Below are 14,952 nucleotides of genomic sequence, written 5' to 3'. Positions count from 1 at the left end.
ATGCAAGACATTAATGACATCATGAGGCTTCTGCCGCATCGTTATCCGTTCCTTCTGGTTGACCGCGTACTTGAGACCAACGGTGTGGATAAACTGATTGCCATTAAAAACGTGACGGTTAATGAGCCGCAGTTTACCGGTCACTTCCCGGGCGTTCCCGTAATGCCGGGTGTGCTGATTATTGAAGCGATGGCTCAGGCCTGCGCGATGCTCGCATTTGCGCGCATGGGCGGAGAGCGTGATCCGGAAAAGCTTTTCTATTTTGCGGCGATTGACAACGCTCGCTTCAAACGCGTTGTCATTCCCGGCGACCAGCTTCGCTTTGAATGTACTTTCCTTCGAGAAAAAGCCGGCATGATCAAGATGCACTGCGACGCGACTGTTGACGGTCAGCTTGCTGCCTGCGCCGACATGATGTGTTCTTACCGCACCCCTAAAAAGTAAAGGCTGAATATGGCTAATATTCATCCATCATCCATCGTAGATCCTGCTGCGAGAATTGCGGACGATGTTGTCATCGGTCCCTTCTGCACGATCGGCCCGAATGTGGAGATCGGCGCAGGCACGACGCTGCAGAGCCATATCGTCGTGACCGGCCATACGGTGATCGGAGAGCGCAATAAAATTTACGCGTTTTCCGCCATCGGTATTGATCCCCAGGATAAAAAATACCGCAATGAGCCGACTCGCCTGGTGATCGGAAACGATAACGTCATTAGAGAGCACTGCACGCTCTCAACCGGAACGATTCAGGATCATTCACTCACGCAAATCGGCGACGGCAACCTTTTGATGGCGAACGTGCATATCGCGCATGACTGTGTGGTTGGCGACGGCACGATTATTGCCAACAATGTTGGACTTGCCGGTCACGTGCATGTCGGCAATGACGCAATCATCGGCGGTCAGTCCGGCGTACATCAGTTTGTGCGCATCGGGCGCGGAGCAATGCTCAGCGGCGGTTCGATGGTTCGTCAGGACATTATTCCTTACGGCATGTACCAAGGTTATCCTGCGGCTCCGTTCGGCATCAACGTAGAAGGCATGAAGCGCCATGCATATACTCACACGGCGATTCGCGCCGCTCGTCAGGCCTACCGTTTGATTTTCCGTGACGGCAATACGATTGCTGAGGCGGTCACTGCGATTAACGCTCTTGCGGACAGTATTGACGACGAACAGGCAAAGAAGGTATGCGCACTGATGCGTGACTTTATTGAGTCTTCACCGAGAGGGATTGCCCGCTAATGGAGAAACTCACATCCAACTCGATCGTATGGACCGCCGGAGAGAACAGCGGAGACTACTTGGCTTCGCGTGTTCTTCCTTCGCTTTCCGAGGCATTCCCGCAAATGACGATGGAGGGTATCGGCGGAGAAAGAATGGTCGCCGACGGTCTTCAGAGCTGGTACAGCGCGAGTGAACTCTCTGTGCGCGGCTATCTTGAAGTTGTGCGGCATTTGCCGAGAATTCTGAAGATTCGCCATGACGTGATACGCCGCACGCTCGAAAATCGACCTGCGGCATACATCGGCGTGGACGCGCCCGACTTTAATCTGGCGATTGAAGAAAAAGTGCGTTCAACCGGCATCCCGGTCGTCCATATGGTTGCGCCGGCTGTTTGGGCGTGGCGTCCGCAGCGTATCCATCAGATTAAAAGGGCGGTTGATCACTTGCTGCTGGTATTTCCTTTTGAGGAAAAAATATTCCGCGAAGCCGGCATCAGCTGCACGTACATCGGTCATCCGCTTGCGGATTTAATTCCGATTGAACCTGACACGCTCGGTGCTCGTGAGAAGATCGGTTTAAAAACAGTCGGACCGGTGATCGCGATTCTTCCCGGAAGCCGTAAAGACGAGATCAAATGGTGTGCGCCTGAATTCTTCGGCGCGGCGGATTTGGTGCTTAAATCGGAACCCACGAGTCGTTTTGTGATTCCCGCGGCTGACGCTAAACGTAAAGAAGAGATTCTGAAGGTTTTGGATCAGTTCCCGGCGGTGAAAGAAGCGTCTTTAATTTTAGACGGGCAGTCTCACACGGCAATGGAAGCTTCGGACGCGATTTTGGTCGCAAGCGGAACAGCGACACTTGAGGCGGCGCTCTATAAGAAGCCGCTGGTTATCGGCTACAAGATGCCCGCGTTGTCGGCGATGCTGATCTTGTCCAAGGGACAGACAAAGTGGATCGGACTTCCGAATATTCTGGCGCAGAAATCCCTGGTCCCCGAGTGCGTTCAGATGTTCTGCTCTCCTGAAATCCTTTCCTCCCATCTTCTGCATGCGCTTGAGCCCAAGCGGCAGGAAGCTCTGAAAGCGATTTTTACCGACATTCATCATTCGCTGCTGCGTCCGACGGCCCAGCTGACAACCGAGGCGATTGAGAAGGTTCTGAAGCGCTGATGGATTATTTATTTGATTTTGAGCCGCAGGGGCTGGTCTGCGGGGTAGACGAGGCAGGCAGGGGCCCGCTTGCAGGACCTGTCGTGGCCGCGGCCGTTATACTTGACCCGAATAACCCGATCGAAGGTCTGCGCGATTCAAAAAAGCTGACTGCGCATGTCAGAGAGCGTCTCGCGGTAGAAATTCGGGAAAAAGCGATATGCTGGGGGATCGCGGAAGGTACTGTCGCAGAAATTGATTCTCTGAACATTCTTCAGGCGACGATGCTCGCAATGAGAAAAGCGGTGCTTCAGCTGACACATAAGCCCGATATCGTACTGGTGGACGGGAATCGCCTTCCGGAGCTGCCTTTTCGCGCGGAACCGATCGTTAAGGGTGACGATTTAATTCCGGCGATTTCCGCCGCCTCCATATTGGCGAAAACCTTCCGCGACGCTCAAATGAAAATTTTTGCGGAAATGTATCCGAGATACGGTTTTGAAAAGCATTCCGGATACGGAACGGAACTTCATCTTAAGATGCTCAATAAATGGGGCCCTTGTCCGATTCATCGGCTGACGTTCGGCCCGGTAGTGGAAGTGGCAAAACGTTTTGAGCGAAAAGCAGATCGATTAAAGAGGAAACAGCAGCGATGATAAGAGTGCGTGCAACAAGCGGAGCGAATGAATCTTTAAAACGAGCCAGACGTCTGCTTAAATATCCGAGACTTTGCCGTAGGACCGGCACAACCTTAGCAGAAGGTCTGCATCTGGCCGGCGAGCTCTGCAAGCATCCTGAATTAATTCGTACGATTTTTATCCGTGAGGGAGCAGACAGAAATCACGAGCTTCGAGCTGTTCTGGGAAAGCTTGAGCATTTGAACATTTATCTTTTGGAGCTGCCCGCAGCACATTTCGCTTCGATTTGTCCGGTGGAGAACGGTGCGGGTATTGTCTGTGAGATTTCTACTCCCGTGCCGCAGGAACAAGTCGGGCACGGGGATATTGTTTTTCTTGACGGAGTTTCCGATCCCGGCAATGCGGGCTCGATTATTCGGCTTTCTCTTGCCGCCGGCGTGTCAACTATCGCGGTGTCGGATCAATGTGCCTACATTTGGGGTCCGAAAGTATTAAGAGCGGGGATGGGGGCTCACTTTTTCTGTCGATTTATTTTCGGAAAATCTCTGAAGTCGATCAAAGAGGAGAGCGGCAATCAGTGTTTGGTCGCTGACGCACGAGGCGGAAAAGATTTGTTTGCCGAGAACTGGGGCGAGAGGCCCACGATTTGGGTGTTTGGCAATGAAGGCGCCGGTGTTTCGCAGGACAGTCTGCAAAATTCCGACATAACGCTTTTGATTCCGATTGACAGACGGGTCGAGAGCCTTAATGTGGCCTCGGCCGCGTCTGTATGCTTATTTGAGCAGCGTCGCCGCAGGCTGCTGAAATCGGCTACATAGACATCATCGGATCCACGTTGACCTTGAGTTCGAGAAGGATCGTGGCCGAAATTTCCTCAATGGATTTTGTCGTGGAGGACAGGAATTTAATTCCTTCGTTATCCATCATTCTTTCCGCTTCGTACACTTCGTAGCGGCAGTTTTCTAATGACGCGTAGCGCGAATTCGGTCTCCTTTCGCTGCGGATCTGAGAGAGGCGTTCAGGAGCAATCGAGAGTCCGAAAATCTTTCCCTTGCAGCTTTCCAAAGCGGGCGGAAGTTCTCCGCGGTCAAAGTCCTCGGGAATAAGAGGATAGTTTGCGGCCTTGATGCCGTACTGCATGGCCAAATAAAGACTTGTCGGTGTTTTTCCGCTTCGCGATACGCCGACAAGGATGACATCGGCTTCCTCAAGGCCATTGTTAGTCTGTCCATCATCGTGAGAAAGCGTGTAATTAATAGCGTCGATACGGCGGTTGTAACGATCCTGATCTCCGATTTCATGACTCTTTCCGACGGAGTGGTCGCTCGGGACGCCGAGTTCACGCTCAAGCGGGCCGACGAAGGATCTGAACAGTTCAATAACGAAGGCGTTGCAGTATTCGTTGAATGTGGAAGCGAGAGAGCCGGCAACTAATGTTGAGAACACAATCGGGCGCACGCCGGTTTCTTTTTCGATTTCATTAATTCGAAGAGCGGCAGCCTTAGCTTTTTCGTCGGTATTGACGAACGGCATTCTAAAGCGCTGATATTTCAGGCCGTGGAATTGTGCCAATACGGAGTTTGCCAGCGTTTCAGCCGTAATAGCGGTTGCATCCGATACAAAAAACACGGTACGCTGCTTCGGCTTTCCCTGATTATCGGTTCCGATAGAAGTCATAAATTGTTACCTGTTGATTAAATAAGGTGAATTGCAGTGAAAGACAAGCTAAAATTTAGCAAATTTTTTCTCACCATTTTGAGGTAAACATGACACAAGGACGTTTCGTCATTCCTTTCAGCCAGCTGCGCATGAGCGATGTTGACATCGTCGGTGGTAAAAACGCGTCGTTGGGCGAACTTTTAAGCCAGCTTACAGAAGCGGGCATTCGTGTTCCTGACGGTTTTGCTACAACTGCAGAGGCTTTCCGCGTTTTCCTGAAGGAAGGCGGTCTGGATAAGAGGATTGAAGAAAGACTTAAATCGCTGGATGTAGATGACGTCAAAGAGCTTGCAAAAGCCGGTGCAGAGATTCGCTCCTGGATTGAAGAGGCGCCTTTCCCCGCAAAGCTTGAACAGGAAATTCGCGAACATTATGAATGGCTGAAAGACGGTCAGGAAGAAATCTCCGTGGCCGTTCGCTCTTCTGCGACAGCCGAAGACCTTCCCGACGCATCTTTTGCCGGTCAGCAGGAAACCTTCCTGAACGTTGTCGGCATTGATCAGGTCTTTGCGAAGATGAAGGAAGTTTTTGCTTCTCTCTATAACGATCGCGCGATTTCCTATCGTGTTCACAAAGGCTTTGAGCACGCCGATGTGGCGCTTTCCGCAGGTGTTCAGCGTATGGTTCGCTCCGACAAGGGAGCCGCCGGCGTTATGTTTACGATGGATACAGAAAGCGGCTTTGATCAGGTTGTTTTCATTACCGCGAGCTACGGCCTTGGTGAAACAGTCGTTCAGGGTGCCGTGAACCCGGACGAATACTTTGTTCACAAACCGATCCTTGCTCAGGGCAAGTTCCCGGTTATCCGCAAAGTGCTCGGCAGCAAGAAGATCAAGATGGTCTTCGATCTGGACAAATCTTCCGGCCGCTCTGTCAAGGTTGAAGATGTTCCCGAAGCCGATCGCCGCAAGTTTGCTTTGAATGATGAAGAAATCACTCAGCTTGCTAAGTACGCTGTCATTATTGAAAAACACTACGGTCGTCCGATGGACATCGAGTGGGGCAAAGACGGAATCGACGGCAAGCTCTACATTCTGCAGGCTCGTCCGGAAACGGTTAAGAGCCGTCAGAAGAGCCAGGATGTTCAGCAGAAATTCGTTCTGTTGGAAAAAGGCGAAGTTCTTGTCACCGGCCGAGCGATCGGTCAGAAGATCGGCGCCGGTAAAGTTCGTATCGTGGCCGGCCCCGAACAGATGGATTTAGTTCAGGAAGGCGACATTCTCGTTACCGACATGACCGATCCTAACTGGGAACCGGTGATGAAGAAAGCGAGCGCGATTGTCACTAACCGCGGCGGTCGTACCTGCCACGCTGCGATTATTGCTCGTGAACTTGGTATTGCGGCGGTTGTCGGATGCGGCGATGCTACTGAAATCCTTAGAGACGGTCAGGAAGTCACTGTTTCCTGCGCCGAAGGCGACACCGGCAATATTTACAAAGGCCTGCTGCCTTTTGAAATTAAGGAAGTTCGTCAGGGTGAACTGCCTGAGATTCCGGTCAAGATCATGATGAACGTCGGCAACCCGCAGCTTGCTTTCGACTTCCAGGCGATCCCGAACAAGGGTGTCGGTCTGGCTCGTCTTGAATTCATCATCAACAACAATATCGGTATCCACCCGAAAGCCTGTCTTGACTACCCGAATCTTCCGGCCGATCTGAAAGAAGCCGTTGAAAACGCTTCTGCCGGTTACGAAAATCCGCGAGAATTCTATAAAGACAAGATTGCTGAAGGTGTTGCGACAATTGCTGCCGCCTTCTATCCGAAGAAAGTCATCGTTCGTATGTCTGACTTCAAGAGCAATGAGTACAGAAAACTGATCGGCGGCAAGATTTATGAGCCGGAAGAAGAGAACCCCATGCTCGGTTTCCGCGGCGCCAGCCGTTATGTTTCTGAAGACTTCAAGGAATGCTTCGCAATGGAATGTGAAGCACTCAAGAAAGTTCGCGATGAAATGGGTCTGACCAATGTTGAAATCATGATCCCGTTCGTCAGAACCGTAAGAGAAGCCCGTGAAGTTAATGAGAAGCTGGCTGAACACGGTCTGAAACGCGGCGTTAACGGACTTCGTCTCAATATGATGTGCGAAATTCCGAGCAACGCTTTGCTGGCTGAAAGATTCCTCGAGTACTTCGACGGATTCTCCATCGGCTCCAACGACCTGACTCAGCTCACACTTGGTCTTGACCGTGACTCCGGTCTGATCGCGCACTTCTTTGATGAACGCGATGCGGCGGTTAAGGTACTGCTCTCCAAAGCGATCAAAGCCTGCCGTGAAAAAGGCGCTTATGTCGGCATCTGCGGACAGGGTCCTTCCGACCATCCGGACCTCGCTCAGTGGCTGATGGACGAGGGCATTGAGTCTATTTCCCTGAATCCGGACACAGTGCTTAATACATGGCGTCGTCTTGCGAAAGCCAAGAAATAAGCTTCATTATGCGTTAGGAAACCGCGGACAGTCCTAAAAAGATTGCCGCGGTTTTTCTATCCCATATAATGATCGAATAGATCTTGGATAACAAAGCAAAGGTTGTTGTGATGGGACTGTCCTATTTTTGGTTTGTTGCAGCCGCGATTATCGGCGCAATGGATTTGTACTTCGGAAACATCCTTCTTCTGGTCATTTCAGGAGCGGCTTTTATTACCGCGATTCTTTCATTCTTTTTGCCTTCGGTTTACTTTCAAGTTGCGATCTTTGCCGTTATTTCCTTACTGGTCATGATATTCATCGCGGCGCTTAATCGTTATCGAAGGACTGTTGACAATTATTCCGAATCTCTCCGCCGGCATGTCGGACGCAGTGTGACTGTCCACGAGTGGCGCAGCAATCGTTTCGCCACTGTCCAATATGACGGGCGACTGTGGGAAGCTGAAATCGCTTTTAACAACGGAGATTCGCTTAGAGCAGGAAAATACAGGATATGGAAAATTCTTCCCAATCGTCTGGTGCTGATCAAATGAACGCAGCTATTCCGGAGGGTGCTGATCTCCCGAGCTTAGATGATCCGCAGGAGGTCAACTATTTGCTTTACTCGCATGCGCTTGCTGTGGCCAATCGACTTTCAGAGGCGGCGCGCAAGCATGTATCCCGTCAGGAAGTGATTGATGTGGATAAAAAGGCGTCTGCCTTTTTAGCCTCTGCGCTTCTTGGAAAGAATCCGGCTTATGCGCCGGCAAAGGTGAACACTCCCGAGACGATCGAGCGGAGACTTCGCAGCGCTCTGTCAAATCGACTCTCTCAGGTCGGTTTAACCGAGCATGATGTTGTTGATTCACGCGATTTTATGCAGGTTGCCATGTTCATGTTTACCAACGAGGTCCATGAACTCATTCAGGAGATTGAGAAGAATCCGGACACGATCGTCGAAGAAGGTCCGATCAAACTCAATGCGCTTCTTGGTAAATGGGGTCAGCTGATAACCAAGGAACATCTTGATGCCTAAGTGCTCTCTTAACTGTAACCGCGGCTGCGGTCACGATCACAGCTCAAAAGCGGAGCAACCGCCTTCCATTGTGGATATTGAAGTAGTTCGCCGAATTTTGTCTCAGGCGCTCGTTAACATGTTTAAGCGCTCCATTGCGTGTGTTCAGGGCGAGATTACCGAGGACGAACGGGCAGAAAAAGATCAGAAGCTTGTGGAGTGGCTGGGAGATACTTTCTGCGGTAAAAATCCCCATTTTGAAATCGGACCGGATGACTGGAATCCGGACGGTTTAGCTCAGTTTATCCGTATGACGGTGCAGGAGATCGCGGAAAAGACCGAAGAAGACACTCCTGAAGAAACCATTTATGAGACGGCCGCCTACTTCTGTGCGAAATCTTATTTAGTGCTGCGTGACACGTTCCAGGCGGGCTGGGAGATCGAAGACGCGAATAACCTGCCGCCGATGCTTCAGGAGTGGGTTGAAACCTGGACCATGCTTTTTGTCGGTGCGGTCGGCGATGATTTTGAATAAATCTCAAATCTAATGGAATGACAATATGAATAATTTTGAATACTGCAATCCCACTCATCTGATTTTCGGCAAAGGCAGAGAGAACGATATCGGTGCGATTCTTCTGGGAAAGCTTCAAGCCGGTGACACAGTACTTGTTGTTTACGGCGGTAAATCCGCAGAAAAAAGCGGACTGATTGACCGCGTTCGTCGCTCGCTTGAAGCTGCCGGGCTGTCTGCGGTCTTTAAAGGCGGCGTCACTCCGAATCCGCAGCTGGACTTAGTCCGCGACGGTATTGAAGCGGCGCGCGAGTGCGGCGCTCGTGCGGTTCTTGCGGTTGGCGGCGGCAGTGTCATTGATGCTTCCAAAGCCATCGCGATCGGCGTGCCGTATGAGGGAGACGTATGGGACTTCTTTGCCGCAGGCGTAAGCCCTAAAGAAGCGCTTCCGGTCGCCTGTGTGCTGACACTGCCTGCGGCAGGTTCCGAGCAGAGTATTCGTATTGTGATTTCCGGAGAAGGGCGCAAGCTTGGCGCCGGCTCTCCCGTTGTGAGACCTTTTGCCAGCGTCATTAATCCGGAAATTTTCTTTACGCTTCCGCAAAAACAGATTCGCGCGGGCGTTATTGACATGATGAGCCACATCATGGAGCGCTATTTCACGCTGACGGAAGGTACCGACTTTGTTGACGGGCAGGCCGAAGCGGCGATGAGAACGATCATGCGCAACGGTTTGAAGCTGATGAAAAACCATGAAGACTATGACGCATGGTGTCAAGTAAGTGTAGCGGGTTCTTTTGCGCATAACGGCTACTATGCACTCGGCCAGACGGAAGACTGGGCTTCGCACGGGATGGAGCATGAACTCAGCGCCTGGGATACCTCCATTACGCATGGTGACGGACTGGCCGTTGTGATTCCGGCCTGGATGCGCTATGTGTATGATGTCAAGCCTTCAAGGTTCGCTCAGTTCGCGATCAATGTGATGGGCGAGGAAGCGGGCGCTGATGACAACGAGACCGCGCTCAAAGGCATTGAGGCGCTCAAGCGCTTCTATCGTGAAGTGGGCGCGCCCGCGACGCTCTCCGATTTGGGCGCAGATAAGGCAGATTCCCGCGAACTTGCTGAAAAAGCGGTGCGTATCCCCGGTAAGCTCGGCGGGTTCAAGAAACTTTACGCTGAAGATATCGCAAAGATTTACGACATGATGCGCTAAAGAGAAGAGCCCGGGTTCCGGGCTCTCAATTTTTACGGTTTTGTTTTTAGCTCAAGCGTTTTCGTCTGACTGTGGCCGAAATGTTTTTCCCAGTTCTTTCGATAGGCTTGATTTAATCCTGCAGAACGCAGTACGAGAAGGTTTTCTCCGTTGGACTGTTCAGCCACCTCGACAAAGTTAAAACTTCCGGTAATGACGATGTCGGAGTCGATGATAATAATTTTGTCATGCGCGGTTCGATGGGTCGTGTCAATATAAGTCGGCACCGAGTTCTCGTACAGCATCGGCACAGTCGTTCTCTTCTTTGCAAGCATCTTCTGATCGATGATGATCCTGACATCAACGCCTCTCTTGTAGGCGCGGATCAGGGCTTCAGTGATCGCTTTATTAGAGAACAGGTAGGCCTGCATCAGCACTTGCTTCTGCGCATGATCGACCGCCTCAACAACGGCTTTCTGAGCTCCTCCTTGGGGAGAGAAAAAGACCTGCACGTCGGCCGGATAGGACTCAGCGGCCAGGGCAGGCTGAATGGCTGCCGTCGAAAGGACAGCCGCCAAAATACTGATGCAAAGTTTGTTCATTTAATATCTCTACTAACGGTTACGAGTTTTTAGCAGACGCTCCTGCTGACGTTTCCATTCCTTTTTACTCGCATCCTGGCGTTTTTCGTAGAGTTTTTTACCCTTTCCGAGTCCGATTTCAAGTTTGACGCGGCCGTCCTTGAAGTGCATATCTAAAGGTATAAGCGTATAGCCGGCCTGTTCAACTCTTCCGATAAGACGCATGATCTCATGCTTATGCATCAGCAGCTTGCGGGTGCGTGTCGGATCCGCTTTTTCGTGTGTGCTTGCTGTTTTCAGCGGAGTGATATTCGCGTTCAAAAGGAAGAGTTCTCCGTCTCGGACGAAGATATGTGATTCCTTGATTGAAGCGCCTCCGGCGCGGATGGATTTAACTTCCCAGCCGCGAAGGACAAGACCGGCTTCAAATTTGTCTTCGATGGTGTAATCGAATCGAGCTTTTTTGTTTTGAATGATAGCCACGGCGGCATCTCCTAAAAACAATAGAATCAATATTAGAAAACGAATTTTAACCCGTGTAGAATTTCCGAAACTTATCTGAAACGGAAATGGGGGACTTATCGTTGAAAGTATCTCTGGCTGTTCAAACAAAACAGGGACTGAAGAAGTCAGAACTGGAAGTCCCTGCAGGTGCGTCAGTTTCTCAGGCACTTGCGTTGGGAAATGTTCAGATCAGTGACGAAAATGGTCTGAGTATTTTCGGTTTGAGGTGCAAAGCCGATACCCTGCTTTCCGAGGGCGACCGTATTGAAGTCGCCCTTGCGCTTATTATCGATCCCAAAGAAGCCAGACGGCTCAGAGCCGAGCAGAAGAGCGCTTCCATTCAGCGCGGGAGGAAACACGCTTCAGATAAATAACAGGCTTCGTAAGTAAAAATCACTATAGATTTTTTTATAAATAACGTAAAAGCGGTATCCAAATTTCTTTATAATTCATTTTTGTGCTTAGAGGTTCCAAATGAGACTCCTTCAAAAGGCTTTAACCTTTGACGACGTTCTTCTCGTACCTGCATATTCCAATGTACTTCCCCGCGAGACCGTCCTTACCACACAGTTCACCAGAGACATCAAACTTAATCTTCCGCTTTGTTCCGCAGCCATGGATACGGTTACGGAAGCCAATCTTGCGATTGCTTTAGCTCAGGAAGGCGGAATCGGCATTATTCATAAAAATATGACTTCAAAGGCTCAGGCCGCTGAAGTTGCCAAAGTTAAACGTCATGAAGCCGGCATGGTTTCCGATCCGATTACGATCGGCCCGGATATGATTGTTGCGGACGTTCTCAGACTGACACGCGAACATCACATTTCCGGTCTGCCTGTCGTAGACGGCACCAAAGTTCTCGGTATGGTGACCAACCGCGACCTTCGTTTTGAAGACCGTATGGAAGCCAAGATCAGCGAAATCATGACTCCGGCAGACCGCCTGATCACGATGAAAGAGGGCGGCACTTTGGAAGACGCTAAGAAGCTGATGCATCATCACCGTCTGGAACGAGTTCTGGTTGTCGACGATGACTTCAACCTGAAAGGCCTGATGACTGTTAAAGACATCACCAAAGCGACCGAACATCCCTATGCAGCCAAAGACAAACACGGCAAGCTGCTTGCCGGTGCTGCTGTCGGCGTAGGCGCCGGCACAGAGGAGCGTGTCGAGCTGCTGGTGGATGCCGGTGTTGACGTTCTCGTTGTTGACACTGCCCACGGTCATTCTCAGGGTGTTCTTGATCGCGTTCAGTGGGTTAAGAAACATTATCCGCAGATTCAGGTTATCGGCGGCAATATTGCGACAGCTGCCGCTGCGCTCGCGCTGGTTGAACACGGTGCTGACGCGGTCAAAGTCGGTATCGGACCGGGCTCCATCTGCACAACACGTGTGGTCGCCGGTGTCGGTGTTCCTCAGATTACCGCTATTTCCAACGTTGCCGAAGCCCTTAAGGATTCCGGCGTTCCTCTGATTGCTGACGGCGGTGTTCGCTTCTCCGGTGACGTAGCCAAAGCGATCGCGGCCGGCGCCAACTCCGTCATGATGGGCGGCATGTTTGCCGGTACTGACGAAGCTCCCGGTGAAATTATTCTGTATCAGGGCCGCTCTTATAAGAGCTACCGCGGCATGGGTTCTCTCGGCGCCATGGGCAAAGGTTCTGCCGACCGCTACTTCCAGGACAACAACAACGGCAATGTTGATAAGTTCGTTCCTGAAGGTATTGAAGGTATGGTTCCGTATAAAGGATCTGTTCTTGCGATCATTTATCAGCTTGCCGGCGGTCTTCGTTCCTCCATGGGCTACTGCGGCTGCAGAACTATTGATGAAATGCGCACGAAAGCGGCCTTCGTTGAAATTACTTCCGCGGGCTGGAGAGAGTCTCACGTTCATGACGTGAAGATTACGAAGGAAGCTCCGAACTACAGATTGGAACATTAATTTCTTTCATAACATGAAGAGCTAACAAAAGTCGGTTCAGAGGATTTAAACTGAACCGACTTTTTAACAAGGGTTTTAAACCGACATGAATCACGATCGCATACTTATTCTTGACTTTGGAAGCCAGGTGACGCAGCTTATCGCGCGCCGGGTCCGTGAGGCTCACGTTTACTGTGAAGTCCATTCCTGTGAGGTTACGGACGAATTCATTCGTGAATTCAAGCCGACCGGCATTATTCTTTCCGGCTCTCACATGAGTGCGTACGAAGAATCCACCGATGAAGCGCCGAAAGCGGTTTTTGAGATGGGTGTACCTGTCCTTGGCATTTGCTACGGCATGCAGACGATGGCGATGCAGCTTGGCGGCAAAGTTGAGAGCGGTGCTCAGAGGGAATTTGGCTATGCCGAAGTCCGTGAGCACGGTCACACAAAGCTTCTTGAGAACCTGTATGACTTCATTGATGACGACGGTCACAACTATCTCAAGGTTTGGATGAGCCACGGCGACAAAGTGACGCAGATGCCGGAAGGATTCAAACTGATGTGTTCCACACCGACTTGTCCGATTGCCGGCATGGCTGACGAGAAGAGAGGTTTTTATGCGGTTCAGTTCCACCCGGAAGTGACGCATACGGAAAAGGGCCGTCAGATTCTCGAAAATTTTGTGCTTCGTATCTGCAAAGCCAATCCTGACTGGGTAATGGGCAATTTTGCGGTTGAGGCGGTTGAGAAGATTCGCGCCCAGGTTGGCGAAGATGAAGTTATTTTAGGTTTGTCCGGCGGCGTTGATTCCTCCGTCACTGCAGCTTTGATTCACAAAGCGATCGGTGAACAGCTGACTTGTGTCTTTGTTGACAACGGTCTTCTGCGTCTGCATGAAAGAGAGCAGGTTGCTCAGACTTTCCGTGAGAATATGGGTATGAAGCTTGTTGTTGTCGATGCATCCGATCGCTTCATGGCGGCGCTTGACGGTGTGACGGATCCGGAAGCCAAGCGCAAGATTATCGGCCGGCTGTTTGTTGAAGTTTTCCAGGAGGAGGCGGCGAAGCTTCCTCGCGCCAAATGGCTTGCTCAGGGCACGATTTATCCGGACGTGATTGAATCCAACGGCGCGAAGACTAAGAAAGCCCAGACGATTAAGTCTCATCATAATGTCGGCGGTTTGCCGGACACGCTTCATCTGAAGCTGCTTGAGCCGCTTAGAGAGCTGTTTAAGGATGAAGTTCGCGAGCTTGGTATTGAGCTTGGTCTTCCGGCTGAGATGGTATATCGTCATCCGTTCCCCGGTCCCGGCCTTGGCGTTCGAATTTTAGGTGCTATTAAGCGCGAGTATGCAGATCTGCTGCGTGAAGCCGATGCGATTTTCATTGAAGAGCTGCGTGCGGCGGACTGGTATGACAAGGTCAGCCAGGCGTTCGTTGTTTTCCTGCCGGTCAAGAGTGTCGGCGTTATGGGCGACGGCCGTACCTATGACTGGGTGGTCAGCCTGCGTGCTGTTCAGACAAGCGACTTTATGACTGCGAAATGGGCCCATCTCCCCTATGAACTCTTAGGGAAGGTATCCAACAGAATTATTAATGAAGTGAAGGGTATTAATCGCGTCGTATACGACGTATCCGGAAAACCCCCTGCAACCATTGAATGGGAATAACTAAATCGGGTTTTTAGTCGTTTTCTAGTATTTCAGGGTGTTTCAAAAAAGCACCCTTTTTTATTTCTAAAATCAATAAATTATCCGTCCTTTCGGTTTTGCTATTTTTCCTTTTGTTCGTCTATTTTCCTCAGTATTACAAATAAATTTTCATGGTTAATTTGATGGTTTAAGGACGAAAAAATCATCGAACCATCGTAAAATGATGATGGTTTCACTGAAAACAGTGTTTTCTTGATGGTTTGGAATTCCGACATGCTGACTGATAAAAAGATCAACCAATTGACACCGAAAGAGATGCAATACAAGTTCGCCGATCGCGAGGGCCTTTATTTGCTCGTCTATCCGACCTGTAAAATTTAACTATCGCTATAACAATCGCCAGGAGCCACTGAACATAGGCAGTTATGG

At 50.6% G+C, this 14,952-nt stretch carries 16 protein-coding genes; 13 read left to right on the top strand and 3 right to left on the bottom strand.

Annotated elements, in window-relative coordinates; translation table 11 throughout:
* Genes fabZ through E5987_RS00465 form a run of 5 tightly spaced genes read left to right on the top strand, consistent with a single transcriptional unit; the run spans window position 1 to window position 3,834 of the window.
* Window positions 1-444 (top strand): 3-hydroxyacyl-ACP dehydratase FabZ, encoded by a 444-nt coding sequence (gene fabZ / locus E5987_RS00485; RefSeq protein ID WP_160334123.1) that lies wholly within the window; start codon window positions 1-3, stop codon window positions 442-444.
* Between the two features lie 9 nt (window positions 445-453).
* Complete coding sequence (lpxA, locus tag E5987_RS00480; RefSeq protein ID WP_160334122.1) at window positions 454-1,248, top strand: acyl-ACP--UDP-N-acetylglucosamine O-acyltransferase; 795 nt, start codon at window positions 454-456, stop codon at window positions 1,246-1,248.
* Window positions 1,248-2,399, top strand: a complete 1,152-nt coding sequence (lpxB, locus tag E5987_RS00475) for a lipid-A-disaccharide synthase (protein WP_160334121.1) — start codon at window positions 1,248-1,250, stop codon at window positions 2,397-2,399. Before lpxA ends, lpxB begins: the two co-directional genes overlap by 1 nt.
* Window positions 2,399-3,034 carry a ribonuclease HII gene (gene rnhB / locus E5987_RS00470; RefSeq protein WP_160334120.1) on the top strand — a complete coding sequence of 212 codons (636 nt, stop codon included), beginning with the start codon at window positions 2,399-2,401 and terminating at the stop codon, window positions 3,032-3,034. Before lpxB ends, rnhB begins: the two co-directional genes overlap by 1 nt.
* Window positions 3,031-3,834 carry a TrmH family RNA methyltransferase gene (locus E5987_RS00465; protein ID WP_160334119.1) on the top strand — a complete coding sequence of 268 codons (804 nt, stop codon included), beginning with the start codon at window positions 3,031-3,033 and terminating at the stop codon, window positions 3,832-3,834. The genes rnhB and E5987_RS00465 overlap by 4 nt, the downstream gene beginning before the upstream one ends.
* On the opposite strand, the gene ppsR is transcribed toward E5987_RS00465, so the two are convergent.
* A complete protein-coding gene (ppsR, locus tag E5987_RS00460; RefSeq protein WP_160334118.1) occupies window positions 3,827-4,693 on the bottom strand; it encodes a posphoenolpyruvate synthetase regulatory kinase/phosphorylase PpsR in 867 nt (288 codons plus the stop codon). The genes E5987_RS00465 and ppsR overlap by 8 nt on opposite strands.
* An 89-nt stretch (window positions 4,694-4,782) precedes the next feature.
* On the opposite strand from ppsR, the gene ppsA reads away from it, so the two are divergent.
* The 5 genes from ppsA to E5987_RS00435 all read left to right on the top strand — a co-directional run bounded on the left by ppsA (window position 4,783) and on the right by E5987_RS00435 (window position 9,885).
* Window positions 4,783-7,161, top strand: coding sequence for a phosphoenolpyruvate synthase (gene ppsA, locus E5987_RS00455; protein ID WP_160334117.1), 2,379 nt, complete (start codon window positions 4,783-4,785; stop codon window positions 7,159-7,161).
* Window positions 7,162-7,244: 83 nt separating this feature from the next.
* A complete protein-coding gene (locus E5987_RS00450; RefSeq protein ID WP_237178660.1) occupies window positions 7,245-7,694 on the top strand; it encodes an NfeD family protein in 450 nt (149 codons plus the stop codon).
* Entirely contained in the window at window positions 7,691-8,176 is a 486-nt protein-coding gene (locus E5987_RS00445; protein ID WP_237178659.1) for a hypothetical protein, read from the top strand. The genes E5987_RS00450 and E5987_RS00445 overlap by 4 nt, the downstream gene beginning before the upstream one ends.
* Window positions 8,169-8,690, top strand: coding sequence for a hypothetical protein (locus E5987_RS00440; protein WP_160334115.1), 522 nt, complete (start codon window positions 8,169-8,171; stop codon window positions 8,688-8,690). Before E5987_RS00445 ends, E5987_RS00440 begins: the two co-directional genes overlap by 8 nt.
* A gap of 25 nt (window positions 8,691-8,715) precedes the next feature.
* The gene (locus E5987_RS00435; protein WP_160334114.1) at window positions 8,716-9,885 is read left to right on the top strand and encodes an iron-containing alcohol dehydrogenase; all 1,170 of its coding nucleotides are present in this window, start codon (window positions 8,716-8,718) and stop codon (window positions 9,883-9,885) included.
* 32 nt (window positions 9,886-9,917) lie between these two features.
* Here E5987_RS00435 and E5987_RS00430 read toward each other — a convergent pair whose 3' ends face one another.
* A complete protein-coding gene (locus tag E5987_RS00430) occupies window positions 9,918-10,466 on the bottom strand; it encodes a phospholipase D-like domain-containing protein (RefSeq protein ID WP_160334113.1) in 549 nt (182 codons plus the stop codon).
* Between the two features lie 12 nt (window positions 10,467-10,478).
* Window positions 10,479-10,928: an SsrA-binding protein SmpB gene (smpB, locus tag E5987_RS00425; RefSeq protein WP_160334112.1), complete on the bottom strand. Its 450-nt coding sequence runs from the start codon at window positions 10,926-10,928 to the stop codon at window positions 10,479-10,481.
* An 86-nt stretch (window positions 10,929-11,014) separates the two neighbouring features.
* Here smpB and E5987_RS00420 point away from each other — a divergent pair, with 86 nt between their 5' ends.
* From E5987_RS00420 to guaA, 3 genes are all read left to right on the top strand, one after another.
* Entirely contained in the window at window positions 11,015-11,323 is a 309-nt protein-coding gene (locus tag E5987_RS00420; protein ID WP_160334111.1) for an RnfH family protein, read from the top strand.
* Between the two features lie 100 nt (window positions 11,324-11,423).
* Window positions 11,424-12,890: an IMP dehydrogenase gene (guaB, locus tag E5987_RS00415; RefSeq protein WP_160334110.1), complete on the top strand. Its 1,467-nt coding sequence runs from the start codon at window positions 11,424-11,426 to the stop codon at window positions 12,888-12,890.
* An 85-nt stretch (window positions 12,891-12,975) separates the two neighbouring features.
* Complete coding sequence (gene guaA, locus E5987_RS00410) at window positions 12,976-14,541, top strand: glutamine-hydrolyzing GMP synthase (protein ID WP_160334109.1); 1,566 nt, start codon at window positions 12,976-12,978, stop codon at window positions 14,539-14,541.
* Window positions 14,542-14,952 lie beyond the last annotated feature (411 nt).

Origin of the sequence: Parasutterella muris, from assembly GCF_009767915.1 — a bacterium.
GTDB classification, from domain to species: domain Bacteria; phylum Pseudomonadota; class Gammaproteobacteria; order Burkholderiales; family Burkholderiaceae_F; genus Parasutterella; species Parasutterella muris.
This window is presented reverse-complemented; position numbering and strand designations above follow the sequence as displayed.